This window comes from Xanthomonas sp. NCPPB 3569 (assembly GCF_041475645.2).
Lineage (GTDB): Bacteria > Pseudomonadota > Gammaproteobacteria > Xanthomonadales > Xanthomonadaceae > Xanthomonas > Xanthomonas phaseoli.
This window is the reverse complement of the sequence record NZ_CM192969.1, coordinates 4,695,945-4,721,011: the sequence shown is the minus strand read 5'-3', so window position 1 is coordinate 4,721,011 and position 25,067 is coordinate 4,695,945. Positions and strand designations below refer to the sequence as shown.

Sequence of the window (25,067 nt, the reverse complement as noted above, 5' to 3'; positions counted from 1 at the left end):
GGCTGTGATGGGTCCCTGCAGTAGGTGTAATAGGTCATGGATAACTCACTAACCGCAAATCGCTTTGACTCCCTTGTTCCTGCCTTTGCTTCTGCAAATGATATTTGTAAATCACTCCGACCCCTTTGGACCCCTTTGTTTGGTTTAGCTTGTACCTATTTCATGTCAAGCACCATAACCATGTGATCGGAACCCGTCCGCTCCTTAATTTTAAAATTCTGATCCCCTGAATAAAGCGGTCGACAAGAATTAAAAAAATCTGGCTGATTTGTGATGGCATAATCCAAGATTCTACCCGATATCCGGGTGCCCCCTGGAGGCTCAAGAATGACGACCCCCACGGCGAGAGTGGCGCTGTAGTCTTTTGGCTCAGCGTTAAGGTCGCCAAAGAGAACGAAAGGCTGCCCTGCCGCATGAAGACCGTTCGCCATCTGTGCCACGATTGTTCCATCGTTCCCCGATGGGGCATGCCAAAAGCAACACCTTACCGCTTGTCCCGCAGCCACTCCGCGGCTCACGTTGATTAATACTCCACGTGGCACGCGAGGCATCGGCGGCAGCGCGGGACCGACGTACCATCCATCAGTTATTGCGCAGTTTGTAAAATCACTGCTCAAGTCTCCGTTATAGTGTGCATAACATAGAGTCGCTCCGCCAGCGGGCAACCCTCCCAACAACGGGCTGCGGACATCTGGATGATCAATCAAAACTTCGCAAAAAAATACACGAGAAGCGGAAACGGTTAGATCCTCTGAGAGAAGCAACTTATTCCTCAGACGAGCTGACTTCTTCGCAGCAACGTCAAGACTCTTGAATGCACGCGCCTCCGCTCGCTCATATCGGTTGCCCGCATTCATGACGTCTTTGATGGATCTTCGGGTTGTGGCGCGTGTTGGCTCGTCTTTTTTACATTTAGACGCCATTATCTTAGCGCGCTCAGCCGATTTTTTCTCGCGCCTAAGCGCCCGCTCAGCGATATCTGCCGCATTCGGCGAAAGATGCTCCGCATTCCAAAATATTATTTTTGGCACTGCAACCTCCCAGCCATGTAGAGATAAATTTACAGTTAGGGAAGGTCTGAACAACGCGATCGGAGGATGTGGTAAGCCATATCGGTCGCGGTGACCGCGCTCAGATCCTCGGTTTTTCGCCGTTTTTGGCGCTTTTTCGGGGTATCGTCCCGATTACGGGCGCACCTACCCCGCGGCGGTAATGAACTCTTTGCGCTTCAGCCACAGATTCGACAGCGCAAACAGCATCAGCATCTGTGCGGTGTTCTTCGCCAAACCGCGATAGCGCACCTTGACGTAGCCAAACTGGCGCTTGATCACCCGAAACGGGTGTTCCACCTTTGCACGCAGGCTGGCTTTTGTGTGCTCCCAGCGCTTGGCCAACTTCAGTTCGCGCTTGTTCTTAATCTGCTTCAGCTTCGAGGGCTTCTCCGCGATCAGGTAGCGCAGTTTGCGCTTGCGCTTCATCTCCTCGCGTTTCTCAAGCCCGGTGTAGCCGCTGTCCGCGCACAGCGTGTCCTCCTTGCCGTGCAGCAGCTTGTGCGCTTGTGTGATATCGGCCACGTTGGCCGCCGTGCACTCCACGTGGTGCACCAGCCCGGAGTCATCGTCCACCCCGATGTGCGCCTTCATCCCGAAGTAGTACTGGTTGCCCTTCTTGGTTTGGTGCATCTCCGGATCGCGCTCGCCATCCTTGTTCTTGGTCGAGCTGGGCGCAGCGATGATCGTGGCGTCCACGATCGTCCCGCCGCGCAAGCTCTGCCCCTTGCGCGACAGGTGCGCGTTGACCCGATTGAACAGCTTGCGCGCCAAATCGTGCTGCTCCAACAGATGGCGGAAGTTGAGAATCGTCGTCTCGTCCGGCACCTCATCCAGCCCGCCGATCTTGGCGAAACGGCGCATCGACACCGTGTCGTACAGCGCTTCTTCCGCCGATGGATCGCTCAGTGCATACCACTGCTGCAAAAAGTGGATGCGCAGCATGGTCTCCAGCCGATACGGCTGTCGCCCCGGCTGCCCCGACTTCGGGTAGTGCGGCTCGATCAGCGCCAGCAGGTCCTTCCACGGCACGACCTGGTCCATCTCGGCCAAGAACACCTCACGCCGCGTCCGCTTGCGCTTGCCGTTGTACTCCGCGTCGCCGAAGGTCAGCTGCATCGAAATCGTCTACTCGGGTCGTTGATCGATTGTGGCAGATCACGATGGATTGTTCAGAGTTTCCCTAAGGCTTCACCTGCTCGTTGAACAGCTTGAGGATGCGCTTGTACTCGTCCAGCCACGAATCGGCGCGCGTAAAGCCGTGGCGTTCCAGCGGGTACGGCGCCACCTGCCAGTTGTCCTTGTGCAGCTCCATCAACTTCTGGGTCATGTCGACCGAGTCCTTGAAGAACACATTGTCGTCGATCATGCCGTGCGCGATCAGCAGATGATCGCGCAAGCCCTCGGCGTAGTTGATCGGCGAGGACGTCTTGTAGGCCTCCGGATCGAGCTCGGGCGTGTTGAGGATGTTGGAGGTGTACTCGTGGTTGTACTGCATCCAGTCGCCGACCGGGCGCAGCGCCGCTCCGGCCTTGAACGTGCCAGGGCTGCGGAACAACGCCATGTAGGTCATGAAGCCGCCGTACGAGCCGCCATAGATGCCGGCGCGTGCGCGATCGCCCTGCTTGGTGGCCACCAGCCAGTCCAGGCCATCCAGATAATCTTCCAGCTCGGGGTGGCCCATGTTGCGATAGATCGCCGTGCGCCAATCGCGGCCGTAGCCTTCGGAGGCGCGATAGTCCAGGTCCAGCACGATATAGCCCTGCTGCACCAGCAGGTTGTGGAACATCTGCTCGCGGAAATACGGGGTATAGCGTTCGGAGACATTCTGCAGATATCCGGCGCCGTGCACGAACATCACGATCGGATACTGCTTGCCCGGCTCGGGTGTCCTGGGCCCGTAATACTTGCCCCAGACCGTGCCGGCGCCGTGCTTGGACGGGATTTGCACGTACTGCGGCGCAATCCACGGCTGCGCCTTGAAGGCGGGCGTACGGGTGTCGGTGAGCACGGTGGTTTGGCCGCCGGTGGCCGGCACCACGGCCAGTTGGGTCGGTAGATAGCTGCCGGAGTAGCGCACCAGCAACTGCTGGCCGTCGGGCGACAGGCTGAAGCCTTCCACGCCGTTCAACGCAGTGATCTCGGTGAGCTGATCGTTGCGCAGATCGAGCTTGCAGACTTCGTAATCGCCCGGCCATTTCTGGTTGCACAGGAAGAACATGCCGCTGCCATCGGCGCTGGGCACCGGCATCGACACTTCCCACTTGCCGCGCGTGCGCTGGCGCGGCTTGCCGTTGCCGTCCACGGTATACAGCTGCGAATAGCCGGATTCTTCCGACAGCAGCCACAGCGTGCGGTTGTCGGGCAGCCAGCCGAAATCGTTGAAGTCCCAGTTGATCCACGCGCTGTCGCTCAAACGGTGACGCGGCTGCAGCTTGGCGTTGTCCAGGTCCACGCTGGCGATCCAGCGGTCCTTGTTGTCCACCGCGCGAATTTCCACCGCCACATTGCGGCCGTCGTCGCTCCAGTGCACGGCCGGCCCGCTGCCGTCGCCATCGCTTTCCACGCGCACTGCGCGGTTGCCCTTGAGAGGGTCACGCTTGGCGGCCTTGCGCAAGGCCGCCAATGGGTCGGTGGCGATGCCGGGGAGCGGATCGAACGACAGCGATTTGGCCGTGCCCGCGCCGACATCCACCAGCCACAGCGCATGCGCGGTCGGTGCGTTGCGGCCGACACGGGTACGCACTTCCTGGAATTCTTCGTAACCGGATTCGGTCACGTATTTGGGCATCTTGCCGGCCTGGCCTTCGTCGGCGTTCTTGGCCTGTGTGACCACCAGCAGATGGCGGCCGTCCGGCGACAAGGCGCTATCGACAATTTCCACCTCATCGCCCAGATACACCGGCGCTGCCGCACGCGTGGCATCGGCGCGGCGCCAGGCATCTTCCTGCGTGCGTAGCGCGTCGCGTTGCTCCTTGTCGCGGCGCAAGGTGGCCAGCGTCGCCAGTTGCTGCTCGCGCAGCACATCGGCCTTGGGAGCGGCGTTGGGATCGCGCTCGGCCTTGACCACCGCCACCTGCGCGGTGCCGCCGTCGGCGCGCCAGTGGTACCAGTTGTTGCCCGCGCGCCAGATCGCACCGCCGTCGCTGGCGAACTGCGGACGCGATTCGGTCTCGTTGCTGCGGGTCAGCTGGGTCAGCGCACCTGTGCGCAGGTCTCGCAGGAAGATGTCGCCGTTACGTGCGAACAGCATGCGCTGACGGGTGGCATCGTAACTGGGGTTTGCCGCATCCAGGCCGGCGCGCGCGGTGTCGGCCACACGTTCGGCGGTGCCGCCGCCGATGCTCTGGCGATAGGTGTCGCGTACCGGGCTGCCATTGCGCTTGAGCAGGTATTGCACCTGTTTGCCATCCCATTGCCACCAGGCCTGGTCCACCGACGGCCCGATCCAGTCCGGGTCGGCCATCGCCTGTTCGATGGTGAGCGGGGCGGCAGACTGCGCATGCGCAGTGGTGGCCAGCAGCAGAAGGGTCAACGGCAACAATCTAGGCATCGGACACGGCTGGACGCAAAGGAGAGCGCGCAAGCCTAGCAGTTCGCCTTCGCCGCGGGCTGGGCCACAGGTCATGCGTGCGTGGCTGCGTGCAGCGCGCAACAACTAACCGCTCGTGATTAGCGGCCGCGACCGTGCCGAGCGCTGCGCAAGGCATGCAGCGACAGGCGACAGCAGTGCATGGCATCAGCGAGGCGCGAGACGCCAGCCAAGCAATGAACTCTTCAACGCGACTGGGCTGACGAAGCCAGGCGTGCGCGTGCCGGGCTGGCACAAACGCAGACGAATCCGGGAGAAATTTCGCAGGAATATGGAAAACGTCGTTGTGCACAGGTATCGCACGACAGCCATTCACAGCGGGCGCGAATGGCCGCATCGCAGCGCCCGGCGCTGCCATGCCGAGGTAGGATCTCGGCCCGCGAGCAGGGGATTTGCCGTGCCGCACAAGGCACGCGCCGCACACGCAACTGCGCCGGCCGCCCAATTGCCAGGCGCTCGCGCCGATCGATGCGGCTTGCAGCGGGAACCTCCCGACTTGCCAGCAGCGCGGGTGGCGGCCAAGCTAGCGCGCTTTTGCGACCGTCGGTTTTCATGTCCAGCCAGCCTGCTCCCGCTATGTCCCATCCGATGGCTGTTGGTGCGCTCGACCGGCCGCTGGCCTGGCGCGCGGGGCAGTCGGTCGATCTGGCCACCTTCATCGCGCATGTGCACGGGCTGGCGCAGCAGCTGCCCGAAGGTCGTCATGCGGTAAATCTGTGCGAGGACCGCTACCGGTTCATGGTGGCGTTCTACGCGTGTGCGCTGCGCGGGCAGGTGTCGCTGCTGCCATCGTCGCGCGCACCGGCGGTGGTGGGCGAAGTACAGGCGCGCCACGCCGATGCGTATTGCCTGGGCGATCTGGACTTGGAGCTCGCGCCGCCGCGGTATTGGCAGCTGCCGGCCGAATTGCCGCAGGCCAAGGGCCCGATTCCGCAACTGGCCGACGACGCACTGGTGGCGATCGGTTTCACCTCCGGCAGCACTGGCAGCCCGCAACCCAATCCCAAGACGTGGGGCAGTTTCTTGACCAGCACGCGCCAGGACCTGGTCGCGCTGGAAAGCCTGTGGGCGCACACCGACGCCGTGCCGCACGTGGTCGCCACGGTGCCGCCGCAGCACATGTATGGCATGGAGTTGTCGGTGCTGCTGCCGATGGTGACCACCCTGGCAGTACACGCCGGGCGCCCGTTCTTTCCGGACGATGTGGTGCGTGCGCTGGCAGATATTCCCGCGCCGCGTGTCTTGGTGACCACGCCGGTGCATCTGCGTGCGTTGGTCGAATCCGGTGTCGCATTGCCGCCGCTGGCTGGCATCGTGTCGGCCACTGCACCGCTGGCTCCGGAAATCGCCGTTGCGGCTGAAGCGCGTTTCGGCGGTGAAGTGCGCGAGATGTTCGGCTCCACCGAAACCTGCGTGTTCGCTGTGCGTCGCACCGCATTGGAAGCGGCGTGGACGCCCTTGCCCGGCGTACGCCTGGAAACGCAGGCCGCAGGCACGCTGGTGCATGCGCCGCATCTGGCCACGCCGGTGCTGCTGGCCGACATGATGGACGTGGCCGACGACGGCCGTTTCCAGGTGCGCGGCCGTCAGGCCGATCTGCTGGAAATTGCCGGAAAACGCGCATCGCTGGCCGACCTCACCCGGCGTCTGCTCGCCATTCCCGGCGTGGTCGACGGCACCATCGTGCAACTCGTGCCCGATCCCGGCCAAGCGGTCGGCCGCATCGCCGCGCTGGTGGTCGCGCCCACCCTGGACGAAGCCCAGGTGCTGGCCGCACTGCGCGTCAGCGTGGATCCGGTGTTCCTGCCGCGCCGCCTGCGCAAAGTCGCGGCATTGCCACGCAATGAAACCGGCAAACTGCCGCGCGATGTGGTGCTGGGACTGCTCAAGGGTGAGTGAGGCTGGGTAAGCCCGTCTGCAGGTCGCTCACGCCGGCCGGGTGAGCGGATGGCTCACTGGTCAGGCGCTGGGTGGGCGCAGAGATAGGCTGCGGTGGAGCAATTCAGTTGGTGGGTCCTACTTCGGTCGGTTCGATGGCATGCATGCGGTCGGCTTCGGGGGAGTGGTCATTACCGTTGCTGGGTTGCGGTAAGTTCGTTGCTTCGCACTTGTACGTCATTGCCGTGCTGCGCTCATTGCATTGGCTTTGTTGGCACCCCGCACGGGGGCGTCGCTGGGCAAGCTCCATCTCGCAAGCTGTGGCAAACTCGGCCCAGGCGGCAGTGCTGGGGAGCATAGTTGCACCATCCAACCTTCGCGGCCACTCACTGGCCTACAACTCATTCAAGCCGAAGGTGCTTCGCAACTCGGTTTAATTCAAGCGTTACCTGACAGGGGAAAAAATGTCGTTTTCACAGCGCATGGGCCTGAAGCCCATTAGGGAACTAATCCAGGCTGACGGAATGGACACTCCGTTAAGAAATGCCCTGTGGGATGCCCTGCATTTATGCGTATGGTCAAAGGCGAAGAATCTTGTGCGGTACGGACACGTGTCGGGATCAAATGTTGAAATGCTGATCTTTCAACTGTGGCATCGCTTCTTCAACCTCCCTATCGACAAAGCGCCTGACTATATAGGTGATGCTGTCGAACAAGTGCGCCAATTCCATTTCGGCTGCGATTGGAATGAATGTTACGACCTGCTTGAGTTCTGCGTTACCTATGCACCTGACGATCTCGCCAAGGCGCTGACGAAATTTGCTAACGTCGTCCTCCAAGAGCACATTTCCGGTTACCGAATAGTTGATTGGAAAGTGACTCCCATAACAAACTCGGAAGAGATAGAAAGCATCCAGCAGGCCCTTGGCAATCCAGCTGTGAATGCTGGCGCGACTGCGCATTTCAAGCTTGCTCTCCAAATGCTGTCCGACCGAAAAGCTCCGGACCATAGAAACTCGATCAAAGAGTCAATAAGCGGTGTCGAGGCGATCTGCAAAGAACTGACCAAAGATCCATCCGCAACACTTGGCCAAGCCCTCAAGCCGCTAGAAGATAAGGGGCTACTTCATCCGGCGCTAAAATCTGCTCTATCCAAGCTATACGGGTATACCTCAGATTCCAGCGGCATTCGTCACGCAATGCTCGACGAACCGTCACTCACATTCGCAGACTCAAAGTTCATGCTCGTTGCCTGCACAGCTTTTGCAAACTATTTGATCGAAGAATCACGTTCCACGGCTGTCAGTTAACAACTCATGTATGGACTCACATTGCAATAGCGCACAGCGTGATCGTTGATGGGCGAAGCGGATCGGTTGCAGTCGTGTATACGGCCTTGGGTTGAGCATTGAGTGCTTGTGCCATCATGAAATGTCCGACCTGGGGACCGAGCCCTTGGTCGCGACGTTGCCTGCAATATCTGCGTTGTGGCAGGCGCGGCGGCCAGGAGGATTGCCAGAGCAAGCACTTTGCCTCCTTGAGAACGTGGTCTTGCCGAAAGCGCACACGATCAGACCGGGAGATATCGCCGGCCAGTGCCTGGGCCCGGCATGGTCGGCGACGAGATAGATCAGCATCTGGCGCAATGATGATCGTCTCTGCCTGGCGCATGCCGCATACGGCAATGCGCATGTCAGTGGATAGCGGCTCGCAGGTCGTCCCGGGCTGCGGCCTCCGCACGCACGGCATCAGTCAGCCATGCACACCATCGATCTCCACCGCCAGCTCATCGCGGCAGATCACCGCGTGCAGCAGCAGGCGCGGGACCGCATCGCCGAAGCGCGCATCCAGTGCCTGCGCAACCCTGGGCAGGTCGTCGTGTTCGCGCACATAGACTTTCAGGCGCGTGCCGGCGCCGAACTGCGCGGGTAACGCAGGCGCATGCTGACGCGCGGCACCGAGCAGCGCATCGAAATTGGCGAAGGTTTCTTCCAGCTGCGCCAGCAATTGGCCGGTATGCATCGAGGCGTGGCCCACCACCGCAGCGGTGCCCGACAGCAGCAGCGGCATGTCGCTGCCGGCCGGCGGCAGCATGGCACGGGCGAAACTGGGTGGCTGCGGGCCGTACTGACGCGGGTAGTGGTAGGCACTGACCTGGCGCGGGTTTTCCAGCGGCGTGCCGGCATTGGCGGCGGCCAGCCAGTAGATCTGGATGATGCGCTCGGCATCGCAACGGCCCACGGCGGTGGCGGCCGGCAATTGCGCGGTGTCGAATGCGCCCAACCCGCGTGCACGGCCCACGCAGAATTGCCGGTAACGTTCCCGATCGCCGCTCCCCAGGGTGATGGCGTCGAGGTAATTCCAGATCCGCAGCAACCGTGGCGTCTGGCCGTTGCTGACGAAGGCGGTGATTTCCGCGTACGCCCTGGCGGCGGCTTCTTCGATATCCACATCCTGCTCGTCGATCTCGATCACGCCGAACTGCAGGTGCCCATCGCTGGACCAGGCGATGTTGCCCTCGCGGCCGCTGCTTACCTGCGCATCGGTGCGCCACACTTCCAGCACGCTGGCCTGGTACGGCTGCAGCGGCACGCGCAGATAGCGCGGGTCGTGCAGGCGCGGCGCCGCATCGCCGAAGCCGAACGCGGCCAGCACCTGCGGGTCGGCCAGCAGCACGGCAGGGTCGGCCTGGTCGACATAGTCGACCTGCAGCCGGGGATGGCGCACGGCGTGCGTGGTCTGGGCCTGGGAAGCGGTCATTGAGCGTCTCGTTGTTGCGTGTCGCGTTGCAAGGTGTCGCCGTCGAAGCCGAGCTTGGCCTGACGTCGGCGATGGCGCCACGACTGCCAGGCGCGCGGCATCATCGACAAGGTGGTGAGTGCGTACAGGGCGCGAAAGGCGCGCAGGCGGATGCGGACTTTGGGGGCGTCGAACACATCGCCGGCCAGCATCGCCACCACTGCCTGTTCCACCTGCCAGGTGTTTTGCGGGTGCGCGAACAAGGCGCGCATGGTGGGCGAGGTGAAGCGGTAGATGAACCACTTGAATTCATCCACGCCGCGTGTGAGTTCGCGCTGCAGCTCGCGCTGCAGTTTCGCCTCCGAGTGCGGTGCGCGCAGTGCCGCATCCACCATCGCCGCGCCGCGTTCGGCGCTGTGCATGGCCAGGAATACGCCAGAGGAAAACATCGGGTCGACGAAGGTGTAGGCATCGCCCAGCATCAACCAGCGCGGCCCGGCCATGCGCGTGCATTCGTAGGCGTAATTGCCGGTGGCATGCACCGGTGCCACGCGCTCGGCCCCAAGCATGCGCGCGTTGAGCTCGGCGTTGAGCGCCAGCGTGCGCATCAAGAAGCCCTCGCTGTCGCCCTTGCGGGTCTTCATGTAGTCCGGGTAGCAGACCGCGCCCACGCTCATGATGTCGTCCGGCAGCGGAATCAGCCACATCCAGCCGTGCGCATGCCGGTAGATGCTGATGTTGCCGGCATCCTCGCCCGGGCGTCGTGTCACGCCGCGGAAATGGCTGAACACCGCGGCCGACTGATGCTTTGCATTGGCGCGTTTGAGCTTGAGGCGGTTGCCCAGAAAGGTGTCGCGGCCGCTGGCATCGAGCAGATAGCGCGGGCGGAACTGCTGCACGCCACCATCTGCCGTGCGTGCCTGCAGCACCGGTCGTCCGCCCTCGAACAGGACTTGCTCCACGCAGACCTGCTCGCGTGCATCCACCCCCACCGCACGCGCACGCTGGAACAGCACGTGGTCGAATTGCGCACGCGGCACCTGAAAGGCGAAGTCGGCCTTGGCATCGAGCGCGTGGGAGAAACGGAACGTGTTGTAGCCGCCGCTGTCGTTGGGAAAATCTGCCCCACGCTTCAGCACGCCGATGGCGCGCACCTCTTCCAGCACGCCCAGGCGCTCCAGAATCGGCATGTTCATCGGCAGCAAGGACTCGCCGATATGAAAGCGCGGGTGCTGCGCCTTCTCGAGCAGGGTCACGGACCAACCGAGCTCGGCAAGTGCGATGGCCGCGGTGCAGCCAGCCGGGCCGCCGCCGACGATCAGGACATCCGGACACTCCGGTCCGGGAGCCGGCCCGGCTGCCGGCATGGCGGTCGGGGTGGGGCGAACAGCGGTGGAAGTCATCCTGGAACGAACCTGCGGCGGGCGAGCGTCAAGCAGTCATGATAGCCTGACCGGCGGCCCGCCCAGCTTGCGGCGCGCCGATTCATCGGTGAAGAACGACCGGCAGCAGGCGCAGGCGCCGGCCAGGCTGCGCGGCAGATGCTCGGATTGGCAGCGGCGGCAACGTACACTACGGCCCGACGCGACGCTCATGCATGCCGATGGCCGCCCGCGCTGCTCTTGCTTGTTCTCACTCATGTTGCCCGACCCTGACCTGTGGAAATCCTGGATGTCCTCGCAAACCGCTGCCGAACGTGAACTGGCCGAACTCCTGGTCGAAAGTCTGAACCTGGAGGACGTCCAACCCGCCGACATCGATCCGGAGGCGCCGTTGTTCAATACCGGGCTGGGGCTGGACTCGATCGACGCGCTGGAACTGGCGCTGGCGATCAGCAAGCGCTACGGCTTCCAGCTGCGCTCTGACAACGACGAAAACCGTCGCATCTTCGCGTCGCTGCGCGCACTGTCGGCGCATGTCCAAGCCAACAAGACCGTCTGACCTGCCAACTGCGCCATCCCCCGACGCACCCGCGTGGGTGCTGGGGCTGGGCGTTCTGCTGGCGGTGGCGTATTCGCCGTTGGCGCATTGGGCCAATGCCAGTCATCGACCGGAATTGGCCGTCATCGCCGGTGGTTTGCTGGTGCTGATGGTGTTGATCGAACCGATGGTTGCGCGCCGGCCCTGGGCCTGGGCGTTGGCGCTGCTGCTGCTTGCCGGGCTGGGTGCGCTGTGGCATTCGCCCTACGCGATGTTGGTGCTGGCGGCGCCGCCAGTGGTGTTTACCGGTTGGGTGGCCTGGTTTTTCGGGCGCAGCCTGCGCGCCGGAAGCACGCCACTGATCACGCGCATTGTTGAAGGCCTGTACGGCCAGGCCGGCATGCTGATCACGCCCGAACAACGCCGCTATACGCGCCGCCTCACGCTGGCCTGGGCCGTGCTGCTGTGCGGCCTGACCCTGGCCAATCTGGTGCTGGGTCTGTGCGCCGAGCCCAGCGGCGTGCTCGCGCAGCTGGGGCATGCCTCGCCGCTGCCGATCAGCGACGCGCGCGCCTCGTTGTTCGCCAATCTGCTTGCCTATGGCGTGATTGGCGGCTTCTTCGTTGGGGAATATCTATTGCGTGGTCGCTGGTTTCCACAGCGCCCCTATCGTAATCTGCCAGACTTCTTGCGTCAGATGGCGCGGCTCGGGCCGGATTTCTGGCGCGATCTGCTGCGCTGAGTGCGTGGCCTGGGGCAGCGACGGACGTGCATATTTTCGGGGACAAGACAAAAATGCCGTTGGCAAGGATGCCGTCGCGCCTGGCGTGGGCTGTGTTCAACCTGTTGCAATTGGCGTTCACGCTGGCCTTTACCGCTGGCGGCATCGTCTATGCATTGGTGGTGCTGGCGATCACCCGCGATGCCGACCGCCTGCTGCGCATGGGCAGCTGGATGTGGGCGCCGGTGCTGTTCCGTGGCGCGGGCGCCACCGTCATCGTGGAAGGACGCGAGCGGGTGGATTGGTCCAAGAACTATCTGTTCGTGAGCAACCACCAGTCGATCATCGACATCTGTGCGCTGTTCCATGCCTTGCCGGTGCCGCTGCGCTTTTTGCTCAAGCAGGAAATGCGCAAGGTGCCGTTCGTGAACTGGTATGCGCGCGCCGCCGGCATGCTGTTTCTGGACCGCGACAGCCGCAGGGCAGGGGCACTGGTGCGGCGCCAGGCTGCCGCACTGCTGCGCGAGGGCAAACAGTTGTGTCTGTTTCCCGAAGGCACCCGCAGCCGCACCGGCGCATTATTGCCATTCAAGGCCGGGCTACTGCAGGCCGCTATCGATGCTGGCGTGCAGGTGGTTCCGGTGGCGCTGGATGGCTGCGGCAAGGTCTTGCCGATCGATGGCCTGTTCAGGGTGAGGCCGGGCATCATCCGCGTGCGGATCGGTGCGCCGATCGCGGTGACCGGGCCGGATGCGCCCGATCGCCAACAATTGACCGAGCAGGCACACAAGGCCGTGGCTGCAATGCTTCAACCCAGGATCTGAGTTCTGCGCTTATGGATTTCGTTGTGCCGCATGATCATCCCTGCCTGCCCGGACATTTCCCGGGCCGTCCCGTGGTGCCTGGCGTGGTCGTGCTCGACCATGTGCTGCAGGCGGTGGAAGCCCTGCATGGTCCGCGCGCGGCCATGCGCCTGCCGCAGGTGAAATTCGTGCAGCCCTTGCTGCCCGGCCAGACCGCCTCGGTCACGCTGGAAGGCGATGGACCGCGCTGGCGCTTTCGCGTGCAACGCGACGAGGCGTTGCTGGTCAGCGGCGAACTGGTGGCCGAGGCAGCGGCATGAGCAAGCACTGGAAACAGCGTCCGGAAGGTGGCGGGCGCTTTGCGTTGTGGCTGATTCGCGGCATCGCCCGGCACGCCGGACGTGCGGTGGGGCGTGCGCTGCTGTACCCGATCACCCTGTACTTCCTGCTGGTGCGTGGCCCAGAGCGCGCCGCCTCGCGTGCCTATCTGGGGCGGGTGCTGGGCCGCCCGGCCACGCTGCGCGATGTGGCGCGGCACATCCACACCTTCGCCTCGACCATCCTGGACCGGGTGTACATGCTGTGCGGGCAGATGCAGCGCTTCCGCGTGGACATCACCGGCCTGGATCAACTGCACACGCAAATGGATCGCGGCCGCGGCGTGCTGATCTTCGGCTCGCACCTGGGCAGCTTCGATGCGCTGCGCGTGCTGGCCACCGAGCGCCCGGACGTGCAGGTCAAGGTGGTGCTGGACAAGGCGCACAACCGCGCCATGACCGACCTGCTGGGGGCGCTCAACCCGCAGCTGGCCGCCAACATCATCGATGCCGGCATGGACGCGACCTCGATCGTCATGGCGATCAAGGAAGCCACCGATGCCGGTGCGCTGGTGGCGCTGCTGATCGATCGCCCGCGCGAAGGCGACCCGGCGCTGCCGGCGATGTTCCTTGGTCGCAATGCGATGTTCCCGACTTCGCCGTGGCTGATCGCCGCTGCGCTCAAGGTGCCGGTGGTGCTGGCGTTCGGCCTGTATCACGGCGGCAATCACTACGAGCTTGCGTTCGAAACCTTCAGCGAAGGATTGGACGTGCCGCGTCGTCAGCGCGCCCCGGTGCTTGCGGTACTCATGCGCGATTACGCTGCCAGGCTGGAACATTACACCTGCTACGCGCCGTACAACTGGTTCAACTTCTACGATTTCTGGAACACCCACCATGCCGATGTGCCGCACCCTGCCGTGGATGCTGATACTGCTGTTCAGCGCCGCACCGCTATGCGCCGCACCGCCTGAGACGCTGGACGTCGGGCAGGTGCTGCAGCGCCTGGCGCGCCCCGCACCGGTCAGCACCGAATTCGTCGAATTGCGCGGCTCGGCCTTGCTGAAGACGCCATTGCGCGTGGAGGGCCACTACCGCCGCCCGGACGCCCAGACGCTGGTGCGCGAGGTCAGTGCGCCGTATCACGAAACCACCACGCTGACCGGCGACGAAGGCGTGCTGGAACGCGAAGGCAAATCGCCACGCCGTTTCTCGTTGAGCCGCGTGCCCGAGCTGGCCGGCTTGAAGTCCGGCTTCGGCGCGTTGCTGTCCGGCGACCGCGCGCTGCTGGAACAGCACTACAGTGTGAGTGGCCAGGGCCAGCCGCAGGCCTGGCAACTCACGCTGCAGCCCAAGGACGCTGCCGTGGCCAAGCAGGTGCACGCGTTGCGGCTGTACGGACGCAACGACGAACTGCGGTGTATCGAAAGCGTGCCAGCCAAGGGCGACATGCAGCGCACGCTGCTGGGCAGTGCCGCGCGCGCGGCTGCCGGCGTGACCGATGCCGCCGCGCTGACCACGCTCTGCCACGGTTCGGGCGCGTGACCGCGCGCTGGATGGTTGCGCCGGTCGTCTCCAGAAACATCACAGCATTCGCCGCGGAAAAGCGCACATCGCCGATAACGCCCGATGCCGCGCGCGCGGCCGGTGGGCGTTCGGCCGCTGCCGCAGGACATGCATCCCATGGCGCTTGAATTGAACGCAAACCGCCGCATCGGCTTGGCGCTGCTGTGGCTGGCGTTGCTGGCGGTGGCCGGATTCTGGTTGAGCGAGACGCTCAAGGTCACTGGCGATCTGCGCAAGTTCATGCCCGCCCTCAGCAAAAACGACGCGTCGTTGCAGCCCGATGCCGCGCGCGCGGCCGGTGGGCGTTCGGCCGCTGCCGCAGGACATCCATTCCATGGCGCTTGAATTGAACGCAAACCGCCGCATCGGCCTGGCGCTGCTGTGGCTGGCGTTGCTGGCGGTGGCCGGATTCTGGTTGAGCGAGACGCTCAAGGTCACCGGCGATCTGCGCAAGTTCATGCCCGCCCTCAGAAAAAACGACGCGTCGTTGCAGCCCGATGCCGCGCGCGCGGCCGGTGAGCGTTCGGCCGCTGCAGCAGGACATCCATTCCATGGCGCTTGAATTGAACGCAAACCGCCGCATCGGCCTGGCGCTGCTGTGGCTGGCGTTGCTGGCGGTGGCCGGATTCTGGTTGAGCGAGACGCTCAAGGTCACTGGCGATCTGCGCAAGTTCATGCCCGCCCTCAGCAAAAACGACGCGTCGTTGCAGCCCGATGCCGCGCGCGCGGCCGGTGGGCGTTCGGCCGCTGCCGCAGGACATCCATTCCATGGCGCTTGAATTGAACGCAAACCGCCGCATCGGCCTGGCGCTGCTGTGGCTGGCGTTGCTGGCGGTGGCCGGATTCTGGTTGAGCGAGACGCTCAAGGTCACCGGCGATCTGCGCAAGTTCATGCCCGCCCTCAGAAAAAACGACGCGTCGTTGCAGCCCGATGCCGCGCGCGCGGCCGGTGAGCGTTCGGCCGCTGCAGCAGGACATCCATTCCATGGCGCTTGAATTGAACGCAAACCGCCGCATCGGCCTGGCGCTGCTGTGGCTGGCGTTGCTGGCGGTGGCCGGATTCTGGTTGAGCGAGACGCTCAAGGTCACTGGCGATCTGCGCAAGTTCATGCCCGCCCCGCGCACGCCGGCGCAAAAATTGCTGATCGAAGAACTTGGCGAAGGCCCTGGATCGCGGTTGCTGCTGATGGCGTTGTCCAACAACGATCCGGTCACCTTGGCCGAGCAGTCGCAGCAACTGCACCAAGCGCTGTCCGCGCAGCCGGAGCTGTTCGAACTGGTCAGCAATGGCGGCAATGCCGGGTTGGAGGCGATTCCCAAGCGCTTGCTGCCGTACCGCTATCTGCTCAGCGACAGCTTCGACAAGACCCCGCTCGACGCGCCGACGCTGGAAGCGGCGTTGCAGGCGCGCGTGCAGGATCTGGGCTCGCCGGCGGCGGCCATGGTGGAGCCATTGCTGCCGCGCGACCCCACGATGGAAATCCTGCATCTGGCCGAAACCCTGCAGCCGGCGGCGATGCCGCGCACGCGCAATGACGTGTGGTTCGATCGCGCCGGCACGTCGGCACTGTTGATCGTGCAGACCCGCGCGGCAGGCTTCGACCCCACCGGCCAGCAACTGGCCTACGACGCCGTGCAAGCGGCGTTCGCGAAGGTCAGCAAAGGCACCGCCACTCGGCTGACGCTGACCGGGCCGGGCGCATTCGCCGTGGAAATCACCGCGCGCACGCAGGGCGAGGCGCAGTGGATCGGCACGCTGGATACGGTCGGCCTGGTGCTGCTGCTGCTGGTGGCCTACCGCAGCTGGAAGATTCCGGTGCTTGGCGTGCTGCCGCTGGCCAGCGCCGGTCTGGCCGGCCTGGGTGCGGTGGCGCTGCTGTTCGACGGCGTGCACGGCATCACCGTGGCATTCGGCTTCACGCTGATCGGCGTGGTGCAGGATTACCCGATCCACCTGTTCAGTCATCAGCGCCCCGGTCTGGATCCGCGCGAGAACGCACGGCATCTGTGGCCGACGCTGGCCACCGGCGTGGTCTCCACCTGCATTGCCTATGTGACCTTCCTGTTTTCCGGCGTGGACGGCCTGCGGCAGCTGGCGGTGTTCACCATCGCCGGCCTTGCCACTGCTGCGGTCACCACGCGCTGGCTGTTGCCGGCCTTGATCGACCCGGCCCCGCGCGATTACGCGGACTCGCGCCTGCTGGCGGTGCTGTGGCGCGGCATTGCGCGCCTGCCCAGGCCGCGCATCAGCCTGGCGGTGATGGCCGTGATCGGCATGGCGGTGATCGTGTTCGCGCCGGGGCAATTCTGGCAGAACGATCTGTCCAAGCTGACCCCGGTGCCGCCCAAGGCCTTGGCGCAGGACACCCATCTGCGTCAGGAACTGGGCGCGCCGGATGTGCGTTACGTGCTGGCGCTGCCGGCAGCCAGCGATGAGGCGGCATTGCAGGCCAGCGAGCAGTTGCGTCCGCGCCTGGATGCCTTGGTGCGCGATGGTGCGTTGCTCGGTTACGACATGGCGGCACGCTATCTGCCCAGTGCCAAGACCCAGCGTGCGCGACAGGCCGCATTGCCCGACGCCGCGCAGGCGCGCGCGTTGACCGAGCGTGCCGTGGCTACCACGCCGTTCCGGAGCGATGTGTTTGCGCCATTCCTGCAGGATCTGGATGCCGCCAAGCGTGCCGCACCGCTGCTGCCGAAGGATCTGAGCGGCTCGCCGCTGGCGACCTCGGTCGGTGGCCTGCTGCTCGGCCGTGGCGATCGCAGCATCGCGCTGGTGTCCTTGACCGGCCTGCGCGATCCGGCAGTGTTGGCGGCCGCCGTGCAAGGCAGCGGCGCGCAATTGCTGGATCTGAAGGACGCCTCCGAATCGTTGGTGGCCGCCTACCGCGGACGCGTGCTCGGTGCGCTGGTCCTTGCCGCATTGCTGCTGGCAGTGACCGTGGCGATTGCATTGCGCAGCCCGCGCCGCATCGTGCGGGTGCTGCTGCCGATGGCGCTGACCACGGTGCTGATCCTGGCGATCCTGCGCGGCACCGGGGTGGAGCTCAATCTGTTCCATCTGATCGCGCTGATCCTGGCCGCCGGTCTGGGCCTGGATTACGCGCTGTTCTTCGATCACGCCGGCGACGATCACGCCGACCAGCTGCGTACGCTGCATGCGTTGATCGTCTGCAGCCTGATGACGCTGCTGGTGTTTGCGCTGTTGGCCGCCTCCAGTATCCCGGTCTTGCGTGCGATCGGCAGCACGGTGGCGTTGGGCGTGTTGTTCAATTTCATTCTGGCCTTGCTGGTGTCGCGCGAACCGGCGCTGGAACGCACCGCGAACGGAGAGCCGCATGCAGGGACGTGACGCAATCGCCGCGCTGATTCCGCACCAGGGCAGCATGTGCCTGTGGGAAGAGGTGATCGAGTGGGATGCGCAGCGCATCGTGCTGCGCAGTCACGCGCACCGCAGCGATACCCATCCGTTGCGGTGCAATGGGCGCCTGCGCGCGCTGCATCTGTGCGAATACGGCGCGCAGGCCATGGCCGTGCATGGTGGGTTGCTGGGTCGCGCATCCGGCAAGCCGGTACGCCCGGGCATGCTGGTCGCGCTGCGTAGCGTGGAATTGCACGTGGCATATCTGGACACCTTGCCGGATGCGATCGACTGCCAGGCGCAGGTGTTGATGCAGGGCGAAGACAGCCAGCAATACAGTTTTCGCCTGACCCACGGCGAGCAATTGCTTGCCGAAGGACGCGCCACCGTGATGCTGGGCGCCGCCTGAGGCCTGCGCTCAGGGATTGACGGGTGTCTTCGCCGCGATCAGCGCGCTCAGATTGCCGACGCCGGGCAGGCGATGCGCATACAGCCGCGCGATGTCGCCGCCGCTGTGCAGATGCTCGAAATGCTCCAGACCGATCGACAGGAATTCCGCACTGCCATCGTGCGGCGTTTTGATCTCGCCGACTTCGAGTGCCTTCAAGGCGCTGATCCAATGGAAGGACTGGCCAGCGTCTTCGCGATTGAAATAGGCGTACCAGACCGGAATGCGGAACAGCCGCTCGAATGCCACCGCGCGTCTGAGTTCATCCTCATAGGGCAGGCTGTAGCAGGTGTTCTTGTACCTGTTGCGGTTCTTGACGTCGATGGCGATCAAGCCGATCGACTCCAGCAGCAGCAGGAAATCCGGCCGTTTGACCGCTGTGCCGAACAACGGCGCGAAGGTCTCCGGCGCCTGGCAGATGGCCACATAACTGAAGCCATGTAACTGCAGCCACGCGTTCATCGCATCCTCGCCCTGCTTGCCCAGTTCGATCAGGGTCACTGCGCTCATGTGGTGCCGCTCCTTGTCGCCGCGCACGATCGCGCATGTCCAAACGCTAGCAATCCGACGCGATGGCGCTCAAGCGCCCACTGTCCGATGTGCGGCCTAGTCGAGAAAATGCGCCACCGCCGCTTGCTTCGATGCACGTGTCTGTCTGCGCGCAGGCGGGTTGGTCTACGATAACGCTCCTTCCCTGCTCATATGGTTCGTGGCTTATGAACTCAGCTGCACGACGCGCACTGGTTACCGGCGGCAGCGGCGATCTTGGCGGTGCGATCTGCCGGCACCTGGCTGCGCAGGGCCGGCATGTCATCGTGCACGCCAACCGCAACCTGACGCGTGCGGACGAGGTGGTTGCCGCGATCGTGGCCGATGGCGGGAGCGCACAGGCAGTGGCCTTCGATGTGGCCGACGCGCAGGCAAGTGCGGCGGCGCTGGAGCGTTTGCTGGAAGCTGGCCCGATCCAGATCGTGGTCAACAATGCCGGCATCCATGACGACGCGCCGATGGCAGGCATGAATGCCGAGCAGTGGCACCGCGTCATCGACGTGTCGCTGCACGGTTTTTTCAACGTCACCCAGCCCTTGCTGCTGCCGATGGCGCGCACGCGTTGGGGCCGCATCGTCAGCGTGTCGTCGGTGGCGGCCGTGTTGGGCAATCGCGGGCAGACCAACTACGCCGCCGCAAAGGCGGCCTTGCACGGCGCCAGCAAGTCGCTTTCGCGCGAAATGGCCAGCCGCGGCATTGCAGTGAATGTGGTCGCGCCGGGCGTGATCGAAAGCGACATGGTCGGCGACAGTTTTGCGCCGGAGGTGATCAAGCAATTGGTGCCGGCCGGCCGCGTCGGCAAACCCGATGAAGTGGCCGCGCTGGTCGCCTTTCTGTGCTCGGAACCGGCCGGTTACATCAATGGCCAAGTGATTGGCGTCAATGGTGGGATGGGCTGAGGGCGACCAACAAAACAAGTGCGCAGTGCCAGTCGGACGCGGCCTGCTTTGGGGTCGCTATCAGTACACGGCCAGGCTGGCAGTTGAGAGCACCGTGTACTCGAAGCTTTGAGTTGCTGCAGGGCCCTTGCCCGCTCACCATCGCAGGACACGCTGCAAGTACGTCCTTGTAAGCTCTTTGGCGGCATCCATGCCGCCAAAGGTCCCGCGACGGTGAGCGGGCAAGGACCAGTTGGGATGGTTGGTGCGCGCAGGTTTCAACAAGCGAGCATCAAACCGCGCGACGCGGTGTCCTCGCTTTTCAACAAAACCACCAGCCAATTGTTTGGTGCGGTGTCCTTGCCGATTGCGGGACCGTTGGCGGCATGGATGCCGCCAACGAGCCCCCATGGACGGGTTTACGGCGTGTCCCGCGAGCGGTGAGGGCACCGCGCGCTCGACGCCGTGCGTTTGCTGCTGGTTCTTGCTTGCCCATCATGGCGGGACAGGCTGCCAATATGTCCCTGTAGCTCTCCCGTGGTGTCGATGCCGCGTCAGGTCGCGCTGCGGTGGGCCGGCGAGCACCAGTCGAAAGTGTCGGTATGCACGACTGCGAGCAAGGCATGCCGGCTCGGCCGCCGACTCCTCTTCTCTTCATGATCAGAGCGCGCCTGCGTGAAGCACGTGCCGCTCAAGAACATGCGTTTCTAGGGAAAAGCGCCAGGGTTGGCGCGTTCGACAGCCTCACGCCGCGTCGGCATACCACGGCGCCGTAAGAATCGCCTCGCCGCTGGCATCGGCCGTTAGCGCATCCAGGCCGTGGTCGGGCAGGTCGGGGTAGCGTTGGCGTGCCTGTTGCAGGATCTCGCGCGCCAGCACTGCCATCTGCGCGACATTGCCGTGGATGCGCGCGACAAACGCATCATCGTCGAGTGTGTCGTTCAAGGCGCCATTGAGTTCGTTGAACCAGCCGATCAGGTATTGGTCCAGCAGCCGTCCGCTGCCGGCGGCGATGCCCTGGGCGGTATTGCGCACGCCCCATGCATGCAGCACTTGCTGCATTGCCAGGTTCATGTCGCGCGCGTGCAGGAAGTCGTTCTTCATGCGCGAGAGCAAGCTGAGATGGGCGATGCGCCCGCTGCAGAACAGCGGCGCCAGCAACGACCAGTAGTAGGTGTAATCCCAGATCACCTTGACCGGCATGACCTGCTCGTCGCCGAACAGCGCGTACTGATCCTGATACAGCGTCAGCGTGTTTTCGTAGAACGAGAAATACAGCTGCTGGTACAGCTCCACGTACGGGCTGAGCGACTTGCCGGCGCGGTCGCGGCCGATCAATTCACAGATGTAAGTGTTGGAGATGGCGATGAAGTCGCTGCCCGGCGAATAGAACGGGTCCAGGAACACGCCCGCTTCGCCGGTCAGTGCCCAGCGCTGCGACGAGAACACCTGCTTGCAGCCGTACGAGAAGTTGCGCAGGAACAGGAAGTCCTGCAGCCGGTAGTCGGCCTGGTCGAGCGTGGCGGCCACCTGCGGCTGATGCGTGCGCAGCCAGGTCATCGCCTTCTCGTGGGTGTTCATGCTCTCCAGCGGATGCAGGTCTGCATCGCAGACGATGCCCAGCGAATGCGCTCCCGACGACAGTGGAATCAACCAGAACCAGTAGCCCGGCCCGCACATGTGATTGGTCGAACGCCAGCGGTCCGGCGGCGTGCAGCGTTGCAGCCAGTTGCTGTCCTGCGACCAGCCGTTGGGGTCGATCAGGCCTTCCACGCGCCACCACACTGCATTGGCGTTGTGCTCGTTGTCCTGCGCCAGGCCGAGCTTGCGCTTGAGCAGGCCGGCACGGCCACTGGCATCCACCACCCAGCGTGCAGCCAGCGTGCCTGGCGTGCCGTCGCGTTCGAAGCGCACGGCGTGGTCGGTGTCGTCTTCGGACAGGTCCACGCCCTTGACGCTGCAGCTGTCGATGAAGGCGATGCCCTGCGCGCGTGCACGTTCGCCCAGAAAATTTTCGAAGCGGCCGCGGTCAATCTGCCACGACGGCGTAGGCAGGATCTTGCTCACGCCCAGTTCGGTGCAGCGGTCGATGTCTTCGCGCTTGTCGGAGAAGAAGAACCGGAACCCGAACTTGCGGATCTGCTCGGTTTCCAGATGCTCGCGCAGGCCCAGCACGTCGGCGAAATAATGCGCGCCGATTTCCACCGTGGATTCGCCGACCTTGAACGCGGCCTCGCGGACCGGATGCGCGCGTCGTTCCAGCACGGTGATGGCAAGCTCCGGATCGCGCTGCTTCAGTTGCAGGGCCAGGCTCAGCCCGGCCAGGCCACCTCCGGTGATCACGACATCGGCGCGCTGTGCATTCATGAGGAGTGGTTGCTCTTGGTGACCGCGGGGACAGTAGCAAATTCGCCGTCGGGATCGTCAACGATCACCGGGTTGGCGCGCACGCGGCGATATTCGCGCCACACATGGCCGTATGCCCACACCTGTTTGACCACGTGCGAGGTGATATTCCACAGGTCGCGCACCAGCCGGAAGTGGCTCTTGCGGAAGGTGCCCGGCGAGGTGCCGGCGTAGCGGGTCTCGATCGGCACGGCGACCACGCGTGCGCCAGCCTGGCGTGCGGCCGAAATCAGCAGCTGCGCTTCGAACACGAAGCCCTCGCCGGGCACGTTTGGCAGGGTGAACACCGAGGCCGGATACAGCCGTTGTCCGCTTTGGCTGTCGATCAGGCGGAAGCCGCACCCCCAGGCAATGCCCCAGTCGCCGAAATCGTTGCCGATGCGGCGGATGGTGGGCTGGGTGGCGCGCTTGCGCATGCGCGCACCGATGATCACGCAGCCCGGGTGGCGGTTGGCGGCAGCCAGCAGGCGCGGGAAATCGGCCGCCTTGTGCTGGCCATCGCCGTCCATGGTCATCACCGCGCGCATGCCAAGCCGCTGTGCTTCGGCAAAGCCACTGCGCAGTGCCGCGCCCTTGCCCATGCGCTGCGGGTGACGGATCAGCGTGACCGGCATGCCGGCGATGCACTCGGCGGTGCCGTCGTCCGAACCGTCGTCGATCACGATGACGTGCGCGCAATAGGCCAGCGCGTCGGTGACCACTTCGCGGATGCGCAGCGCCTCGTTCAAGGCCGGCACCAGGATGGCGGTGTCCTCCCGGCTCAGCGGTTGCCGGCTCATTGCCGGACCTCCACGCGCAGCACCCGGCCCGGCGCGGCATACAGCGCCACGCTGCCGCCATCGCCGGCCAACAGGTCCAGCAGCGGCAGCATCGGCGCCATGGCATTGTCGGCGATGTGGCGCGCCAGCGCGCCAGCGCCGGGCGAGGGCGCGCCGTCGTCCAAATGTGCCTGCAACTGCGGCTTGCCGGCCTGGCCGGGCATGCCCAGCACCAGCGCGCTACCCAGCAGCCCCTGGCTGGGGGCGACGCGCCCGAGCGGCCCGACCGAGCGGGCGTCGTAGCTGGCCAGCAGCACGGCCTGCGCGCCGGCAGCGCGTTGCACCAGCGCCTCCAGCAAGCCCTGCGCGAAGCTGCCCAGGCCGGCGCTCATCGCCGTGGCCGGGGTCATCGCACCGGCGCCGATGGTCCAGTAGCCGGCGGCGGCGTTATGCACCGAGTTGTGAAACTTGGTTGGCGAAATCGCCAACGGATCGCTGGCCAGCGTGGTGCACATGTAGTCGGAGATGGCCAGGTCGCCGTAGGTCGAGGTAAAGATCGACGGCAGGCTGGCCGGGTCGCGGCCTGCGGCGCTACAGGCGGCCAACGCAGCGTCCAGCGACACCGCCACCGTGTCCGGCGCACGCCGGCGTTCGTTGGCAGCCAGCAGCTGCGGCGCCGGGCGGGCGGGAGTGTCCTGCAGCGCGCCGCCGCGCGCGAAGGCGCCGGCAGCTTCCCAGCTGGGCAGGCCCTGGGTCCAGAAGCCGATTCCTTCGATGGTCGCGGTCAGCATCAGCGGGCCCGCCCGAACAGCAGCGAACAGTTGTTGCCGCCAAAACCGAAGGAGTTGTTCATGGCGTAGTCGATGCGGGCATGCGCGTTGTCGAAGCGGATTTGCGGGCCACAGGCCGGGTCGGGGATGTCGCTGTTCAGCGTGCCGGGCAGCACGTCGTCGCGCAGCGCGAGCAGGGCGATCACCGATTCGACGATGCCGGCCGCGCCCAGGGTGTGGCCGGTCCAGGCCTTGGTCGAACTGGCGTGCAAGGTGCCGGGGAAGATCGCAGCCACTGCGGCGGCTTCCACGCTGTCGTTGGCCGGCGTGGCGGTGCCGTGCAGGTTCAGATAACCCACTGCGGCCGGCTCCAGACCGGCGCGGTCGAGCGCACCGCGCATCGCCAGCTGCGCGCCCAGCCCTTGCGGATGCGGCGCCGACATGTGGTGGGCATCGCTGGATTCGCCGTAGCCGTACAGCCACAGCGCGGCATCCGGTGCGGCGGCCGGGCGTTCGAGCAGCGCAAAGCCGCCGGCCTCGCCCAGGCTCAGGCCGACCCGGCGTGCATCGAACGGCTGGCACATCTCCGGCGCCACCACCTGCAGCGAGTTGAAGCCGAACAGCACGCTGCCGCACAAGGTGTCCACACCGCCGACCAGCGCCGCGTCGATCACGCCGGCCTCCATCAGCCGCGCCGCCTGGGCGAACACCTTGGCGCTGGACGAACAGGCCGTGGCCACGGTGGCGCACGGGCCACGCAGGCCGGTGGCGTGCTGCACGAAGTCGCCCAGCGAATGCGGGGTGTGCACGATCGGGCGATTCAGATCCTCGGGGAAGCGCGCGCCGTCGGCGTCGTCGACCAGCCGCGTATAGGCTTCTTCGCTGGCGCCGATGCTGGAGGTGGAGGTGCCGATGATCACCGCCACGCGCTCGGCGCCGTAGCGCTGCGCAGCGGCCTGCACGGCCTGCGCCATCCCGTCCTGCTGCAGGGCCAGCCAGGCCAGGCGGTTGTTGCGGCAATCCCACGCTTGCAGGGAATCGGGCAGTACAACGTCTTCAACGCCATCGACGCGGCCAACCCAGCATGGCAGCAGCGGTTGCGCGCCGAAATCGTTGCGACGCAGGCCGCTGCGTCGGGCGGTCAACGCGGCGGCCTGGGCGGCAAGCCCGGCACCGAGCGCGGTGGTGGAAGTGAACGCGGTGACGGCAACCGGGGCCATCTGGGACGAATGCTGCGCTTGGCTCACGATGGTCTGGCTGGCAAAAAGTGCGGTCAGTATATCGATGGCGCGCGTGGGTCCCGTGGACGGCG

Annotated in this window: 25 protein-coding genes; 15 read left to right on the top strand and 10 right to left on the bottom strand. The window is 64.8% G+C overall.

Annotation, left to right across the window (positions count from 1 at the left end):
- Window positions 1-155: 155 nt before the first annotated feature.
- The 3 genes from ACCQ03_RS20415 to ACCQ03_RS20405 all read right to left on the bottom strand — a co-directional run bounded on the left by ACCQ03_RS20415 (window position 156) and on the right by ACCQ03_RS20405 (window position 4,593).
- The gene (locus ACCQ03_RS20415; protein ID WP_209235776.1) at window positions 156-1,085 is read right to left on the bottom strand and encodes a hypothetical protein; all 930 of its coding nucleotides are present in this window, start codon (window positions 1,083-1,085) and stop codon (window positions 156-158) included.
- Window positions 1,086-1,196: 111 nt separating this feature from the next.
- Window positions 1,197-2,168 (bottom strand): IS5 family transposase, encoded by a 972-nt coding sequence (locus ACCQ03_RS20410; RefSeq protein ID WP_150147813.1) that lies wholly within the window; start codon window positions 2,166-2,168, stop codon window positions 1,197-1,199.
- A gap of 64 nt (window positions 2,169-2,232) precedes the next feature.
- Window positions 2,233-4,593 carry a S9 family peptidase gene (locus tag ACCQ03_RS20405; RefSeq protein WP_209227425.1) on the bottom strand — a complete coding sequence of 787 codons (2,361 nt, stop codon included), beginning with the start codon at window positions 4,591-4,593 and terminating at the stop codon, window positions 2,233-2,235.
- A 600-nt stretch (window positions 4,594-5,193) separates the two neighbouring features.
- Between ACCQ03_RS20405 and ACCQ03_RS20400 the strand changes: the two genes are divergently transcribed.
- A complete protein-coding gene (locus tag ACCQ03_RS20400) occupies window positions 5,194-6,540 on the top strand; it encodes an AMP-binding protein (RefSeq protein ID WP_170922295.1) in 1,347 nt (448 codons plus the stop codon).
- Between the two features lie 443 nt (window positions 6,541-6,983).
- On the top strand, window positions 6,984-7,829 hold the full coding sequence (locus ACCQ03_RS20395) for an AbiJ-NTD4 domain-containing protein (RefSeq protein ID WP_158011198.1): 846 nt from the start codon (window positions 6,984-6,986) through the stop codon (window positions 7,827-7,829).
- A 442-nt stretch (window positions 7,830-8,271) separates the two neighbouring features.
- Here ACCQ03_RS20395 and ACCQ03_RS20390 read toward each other — a convergent pair whose 3' ends face one another.
- Together ACCQ03_RS20390 and ACCQ03_RS20385 are read right to left on the bottom strand one after the other, a co-directional pair.
- A complete protein-coding gene (locus ACCQ03_RS20390; protein ID WP_057680073.1) occupies window positions 8,272-9,279 on the bottom strand; it encodes a chorismate transformation FkbO/Hyg5 family protein in 1,008 nt (335 codons plus the stop codon).
- Window positions 9,276-10,625, bottom strand: a complete 1,350-nt coding sequence (locus tag ACCQ03_RS20385) for an NAD(P)/FAD-dependent oxidoreductase (RefSeq protein ID WP_057680074.1) — start codon at window positions 10,623-10,625, stop codon at window positions 9,276-9,278. Before ACCQ03_RS20385 ends, ACCQ03_RS20390 begins: the two co-directional genes overlap by 4 nt.
- A 304-nt stretch (window positions 10,626-10,929) precedes the next feature.
- Between ACCQ03_RS20385 and xanC the strand changes: the two genes are divergently transcribed.
- The 12 genes from xanC to ACCQ03_RS20325 all read left to right on the top strand — a co-directional run bounded on the left by xanC (window position 10,930) and on the right by ACCQ03_RS20325 (window position 18,355).
- Window positions 10,930-11,199 (top strand): xanthomonadin biosynthesis acyl carrier protein XanC, encoded by a 270-nt coding sequence (gene xanC, locus ACCQ03_RS20380; protein ID WP_005914783.1) that lies wholly within the window; start codon window positions 10,930-10,932, stop codon window positions 11,197-11,199.
- A 37-nt stretch (window positions 11,200-11,236) separates the two neighbouring features.
- Window positions 11,237-11,920, top strand: a complete 684-nt coding sequence (locus ACCQ03_RS20375; protein WP_162267529.1) for a COG4648 family protein — start codon at window positions 11,237-11,239, stop codon at window positions 11,918-11,920.
- Between the two features lie 53 nt (window positions 11,921-11,973).
- Window positions 11,974-12,723: a lysophospholipid acyltransferase family protein gene (locus ACCQ03_RS20370; RefSeq protein ID WP_057680076.1), complete on the top strand. Its 750-nt coding sequence runs from the start codon at window positions 11,974-11,976 to the stop codon at window positions 12,721-12,723.
- Between the two features lie 11 nt (window positions 12,724-12,734).
- Complete coding sequence (locus ACCQ03_RS20365) at window positions 12,735-13,022, top strand: ApeI family dehydratase (RefSeq protein ID WP_039569492.1); 288 nt, start codon at window positions 12,735-12,737, stop codon at window positions 13,020-13,022.
- Window positions 13,019-13,993: a lysophospholipid acyltransferase family protein gene (locus tag ACCQ03_RS20360; RefSeq protein ID WP_017156312.1), complete on the top strand. Its 975-nt coding sequence runs from the start codon at window positions 13,019-13,021 to the stop codon at window positions 13,991-13,993. The genes ACCQ03_RS20365 and ACCQ03_RS20360 overlap by 4 nt, the downstream gene beginning before the upstream one ends.
- Window positions 13,917-14,564 (top strand): LolA-related protein, encoded by a 648-nt coding sequence (locus ACCQ03_RS20355; protein WP_039569487.1) that lies wholly within the window; start codon window positions 13,917-13,919, stop codon window positions 14,562-14,564. Before ACCQ03_RS20360 ends, ACCQ03_RS20355 begins: the two co-directional genes overlap by 77 nt.
- A gap of 138 nt (window positions 14,565-14,702) precedes the next feature.
- Window positions 14,703-14,930, top strand: a complete 228-nt coding sequence (locus tag ACCQ03_RS20350; RefSeq protein ID WP_081023068.1) for a hypothetical protein — start codon at window positions 14,703-14,705, stop codon at window positions 14,928-14,930.
- The gene (locus ACCQ03_RS20345; protein WP_209228379.1) at window positions 14,866-15,147 is read left to right on the top strand and encodes a hypothetical protein; all 282 of its coding nucleotides are present in this window, start codon (window positions 14,866-14,868) and stop codon (window positions 15,145-15,147) included. Before ACCQ03_RS20350 ends, ACCQ03_RS20345 begins: the two co-directional genes overlap by 65 nt.
- Window positions 15,137-15,364, top strand: coding sequence for a hypothetical protein (locus ACCQ03_RS20340; RefSeq protein WP_081023068.1), 228 nt, complete (start codon window positions 15,137-15,139; stop codon window positions 15,362-15,364). Before ACCQ03_RS20345 ends, ACCQ03_RS20340 begins: the two co-directional genes overlap by 11 nt.
- Entirely contained in the window at window positions 15,300-15,581 is a 282-nt protein-coding gene (locus tag ACCQ03_RS20335; protein WP_209228379.1) for a hypothetical protein, read from the top strand. Before ACCQ03_RS20340 ends, ACCQ03_RS20335 begins: the two co-directional genes overlap by 65 nt.
- Window positions 15,571-17,937 carry an MMPL family transporter gene (locus ACCQ03_RS20330; protein WP_057687095.1) on the top strand — a complete coding sequence of 789 codons (2,367 nt, stop codon included), beginning with the start codon at window positions 15,571-15,573 and terminating at the stop codon, window positions 17,935-17,937. Before ACCQ03_RS20335 ends, ACCQ03_RS20330 begins: the two co-directional genes overlap by 11 nt.
- A complete protein-coding gene (locus ACCQ03_RS20325) occupies window positions 17,924-18,355 on the top strand; it encodes a hotdog family protein (protein ID WP_057680095.1) in 432 nt (143 codons plus the stop codon). Before ACCQ03_RS20330 ends, ACCQ03_RS20325 begins: the two co-directional genes overlap by 14 nt.
- Window positions 18,356-18,364: 9 nt before the next feature.
- On the opposite strand, the gene ACCQ03_RS20320 is transcribed toward ACCQ03_RS20325, so the two are convergent.
- Window positions 18,365-18,904: a hypothetical protein gene (locus ACCQ03_RS20320; RefSeq protein ID WP_022560281.1), complete on the bottom strand. Its 540-nt coding sequence runs from the start codon at window positions 18,902-18,904 to the stop codon at window positions 18,365-18,367.
- A 206-nt stretch (window positions 18,905-19,110) separates the two neighbouring features.
- On the opposite strand from ACCQ03_RS20320, the gene fabG reads away from it, so the two are divergent.
- A complete protein-coding gene (fabG, locus tag ACCQ03_RS20315; protein ID WP_017156306.1) occupies window positions 19,111-19,842 on the top strand; it encodes a 3-oxoacyl-ACP reductase FabG in 732 nt (243 codons plus the stop codon).
- A 723-nt stretch (window positions 19,843-20,565) separates the two neighbouring features.
- Here fabG and ACCQ03_RS20310 read toward each other — a convergent pair.
- Genes ACCQ03_RS20310 through ACCQ03_RS20295 form a run of 4 tightly spaced genes read right to left on the bottom strand, consistent with a single transcriptional unit; the run spans window position 20,566 to window position 24,975 of the window.
- On the bottom strand, window positions 20,566-22,188 hold the full coding sequence (locus ACCQ03_RS20310) for an NAD(P)/FAD-dependent oxidoreductase (RefSeq protein ID WP_039572115.1): 1,623 nt from the start codon (window positions 22,186-22,188) through the stop codon (window positions 20,566-20,568).
- Window positions 22,185-23,006 carry a glycosyltransferase family 2 protein gene (locus ACCQ03_RS20305; RefSeq protein ID WP_039572116.1) on the bottom strand — a complete coding sequence of 274 codons (822 nt, stop codon included), beginning with the start codon at window positions 23,004-23,006 and terminating at the stop codon, window positions 22,185-22,187. Before ACCQ03_RS20305 ends, ACCQ03_RS20310 begins: the two co-directional genes overlap by 4 nt.
- Window positions 23,003-23,776 carry a beta-ketoacyl synthase chain length factor gene (locus ACCQ03_RS20300; RefSeq protein ID WP_057678312.1) on the bottom strand — a complete coding sequence of 258 codons (774 nt, stop codon included), beginning with the start codon at window positions 23,774-23,776 and terminating at the stop codon, window positions 23,003-23,005. Before ACCQ03_RS20300 ends, ACCQ03_RS20305 begins: the two co-directional genes overlap by 4 nt.
- Complete coding sequence (locus ACCQ03_RS20295) at window positions 23,776-24,975, bottom strand: beta-ketoacyl-[acyl-carrier-protein] synthase family protein (RefSeq protein WP_150147212.1); 1,200 nt, start codon at window positions 24,973-24,975, stop codon at window positions 23,776-23,778. Before ACCQ03_RS20295 ends, ACCQ03_RS20300 begins: the two co-directional genes overlap by 1 nt.
- Window positions 24,976-25,067 lie beyond the last annotated feature (92 nt).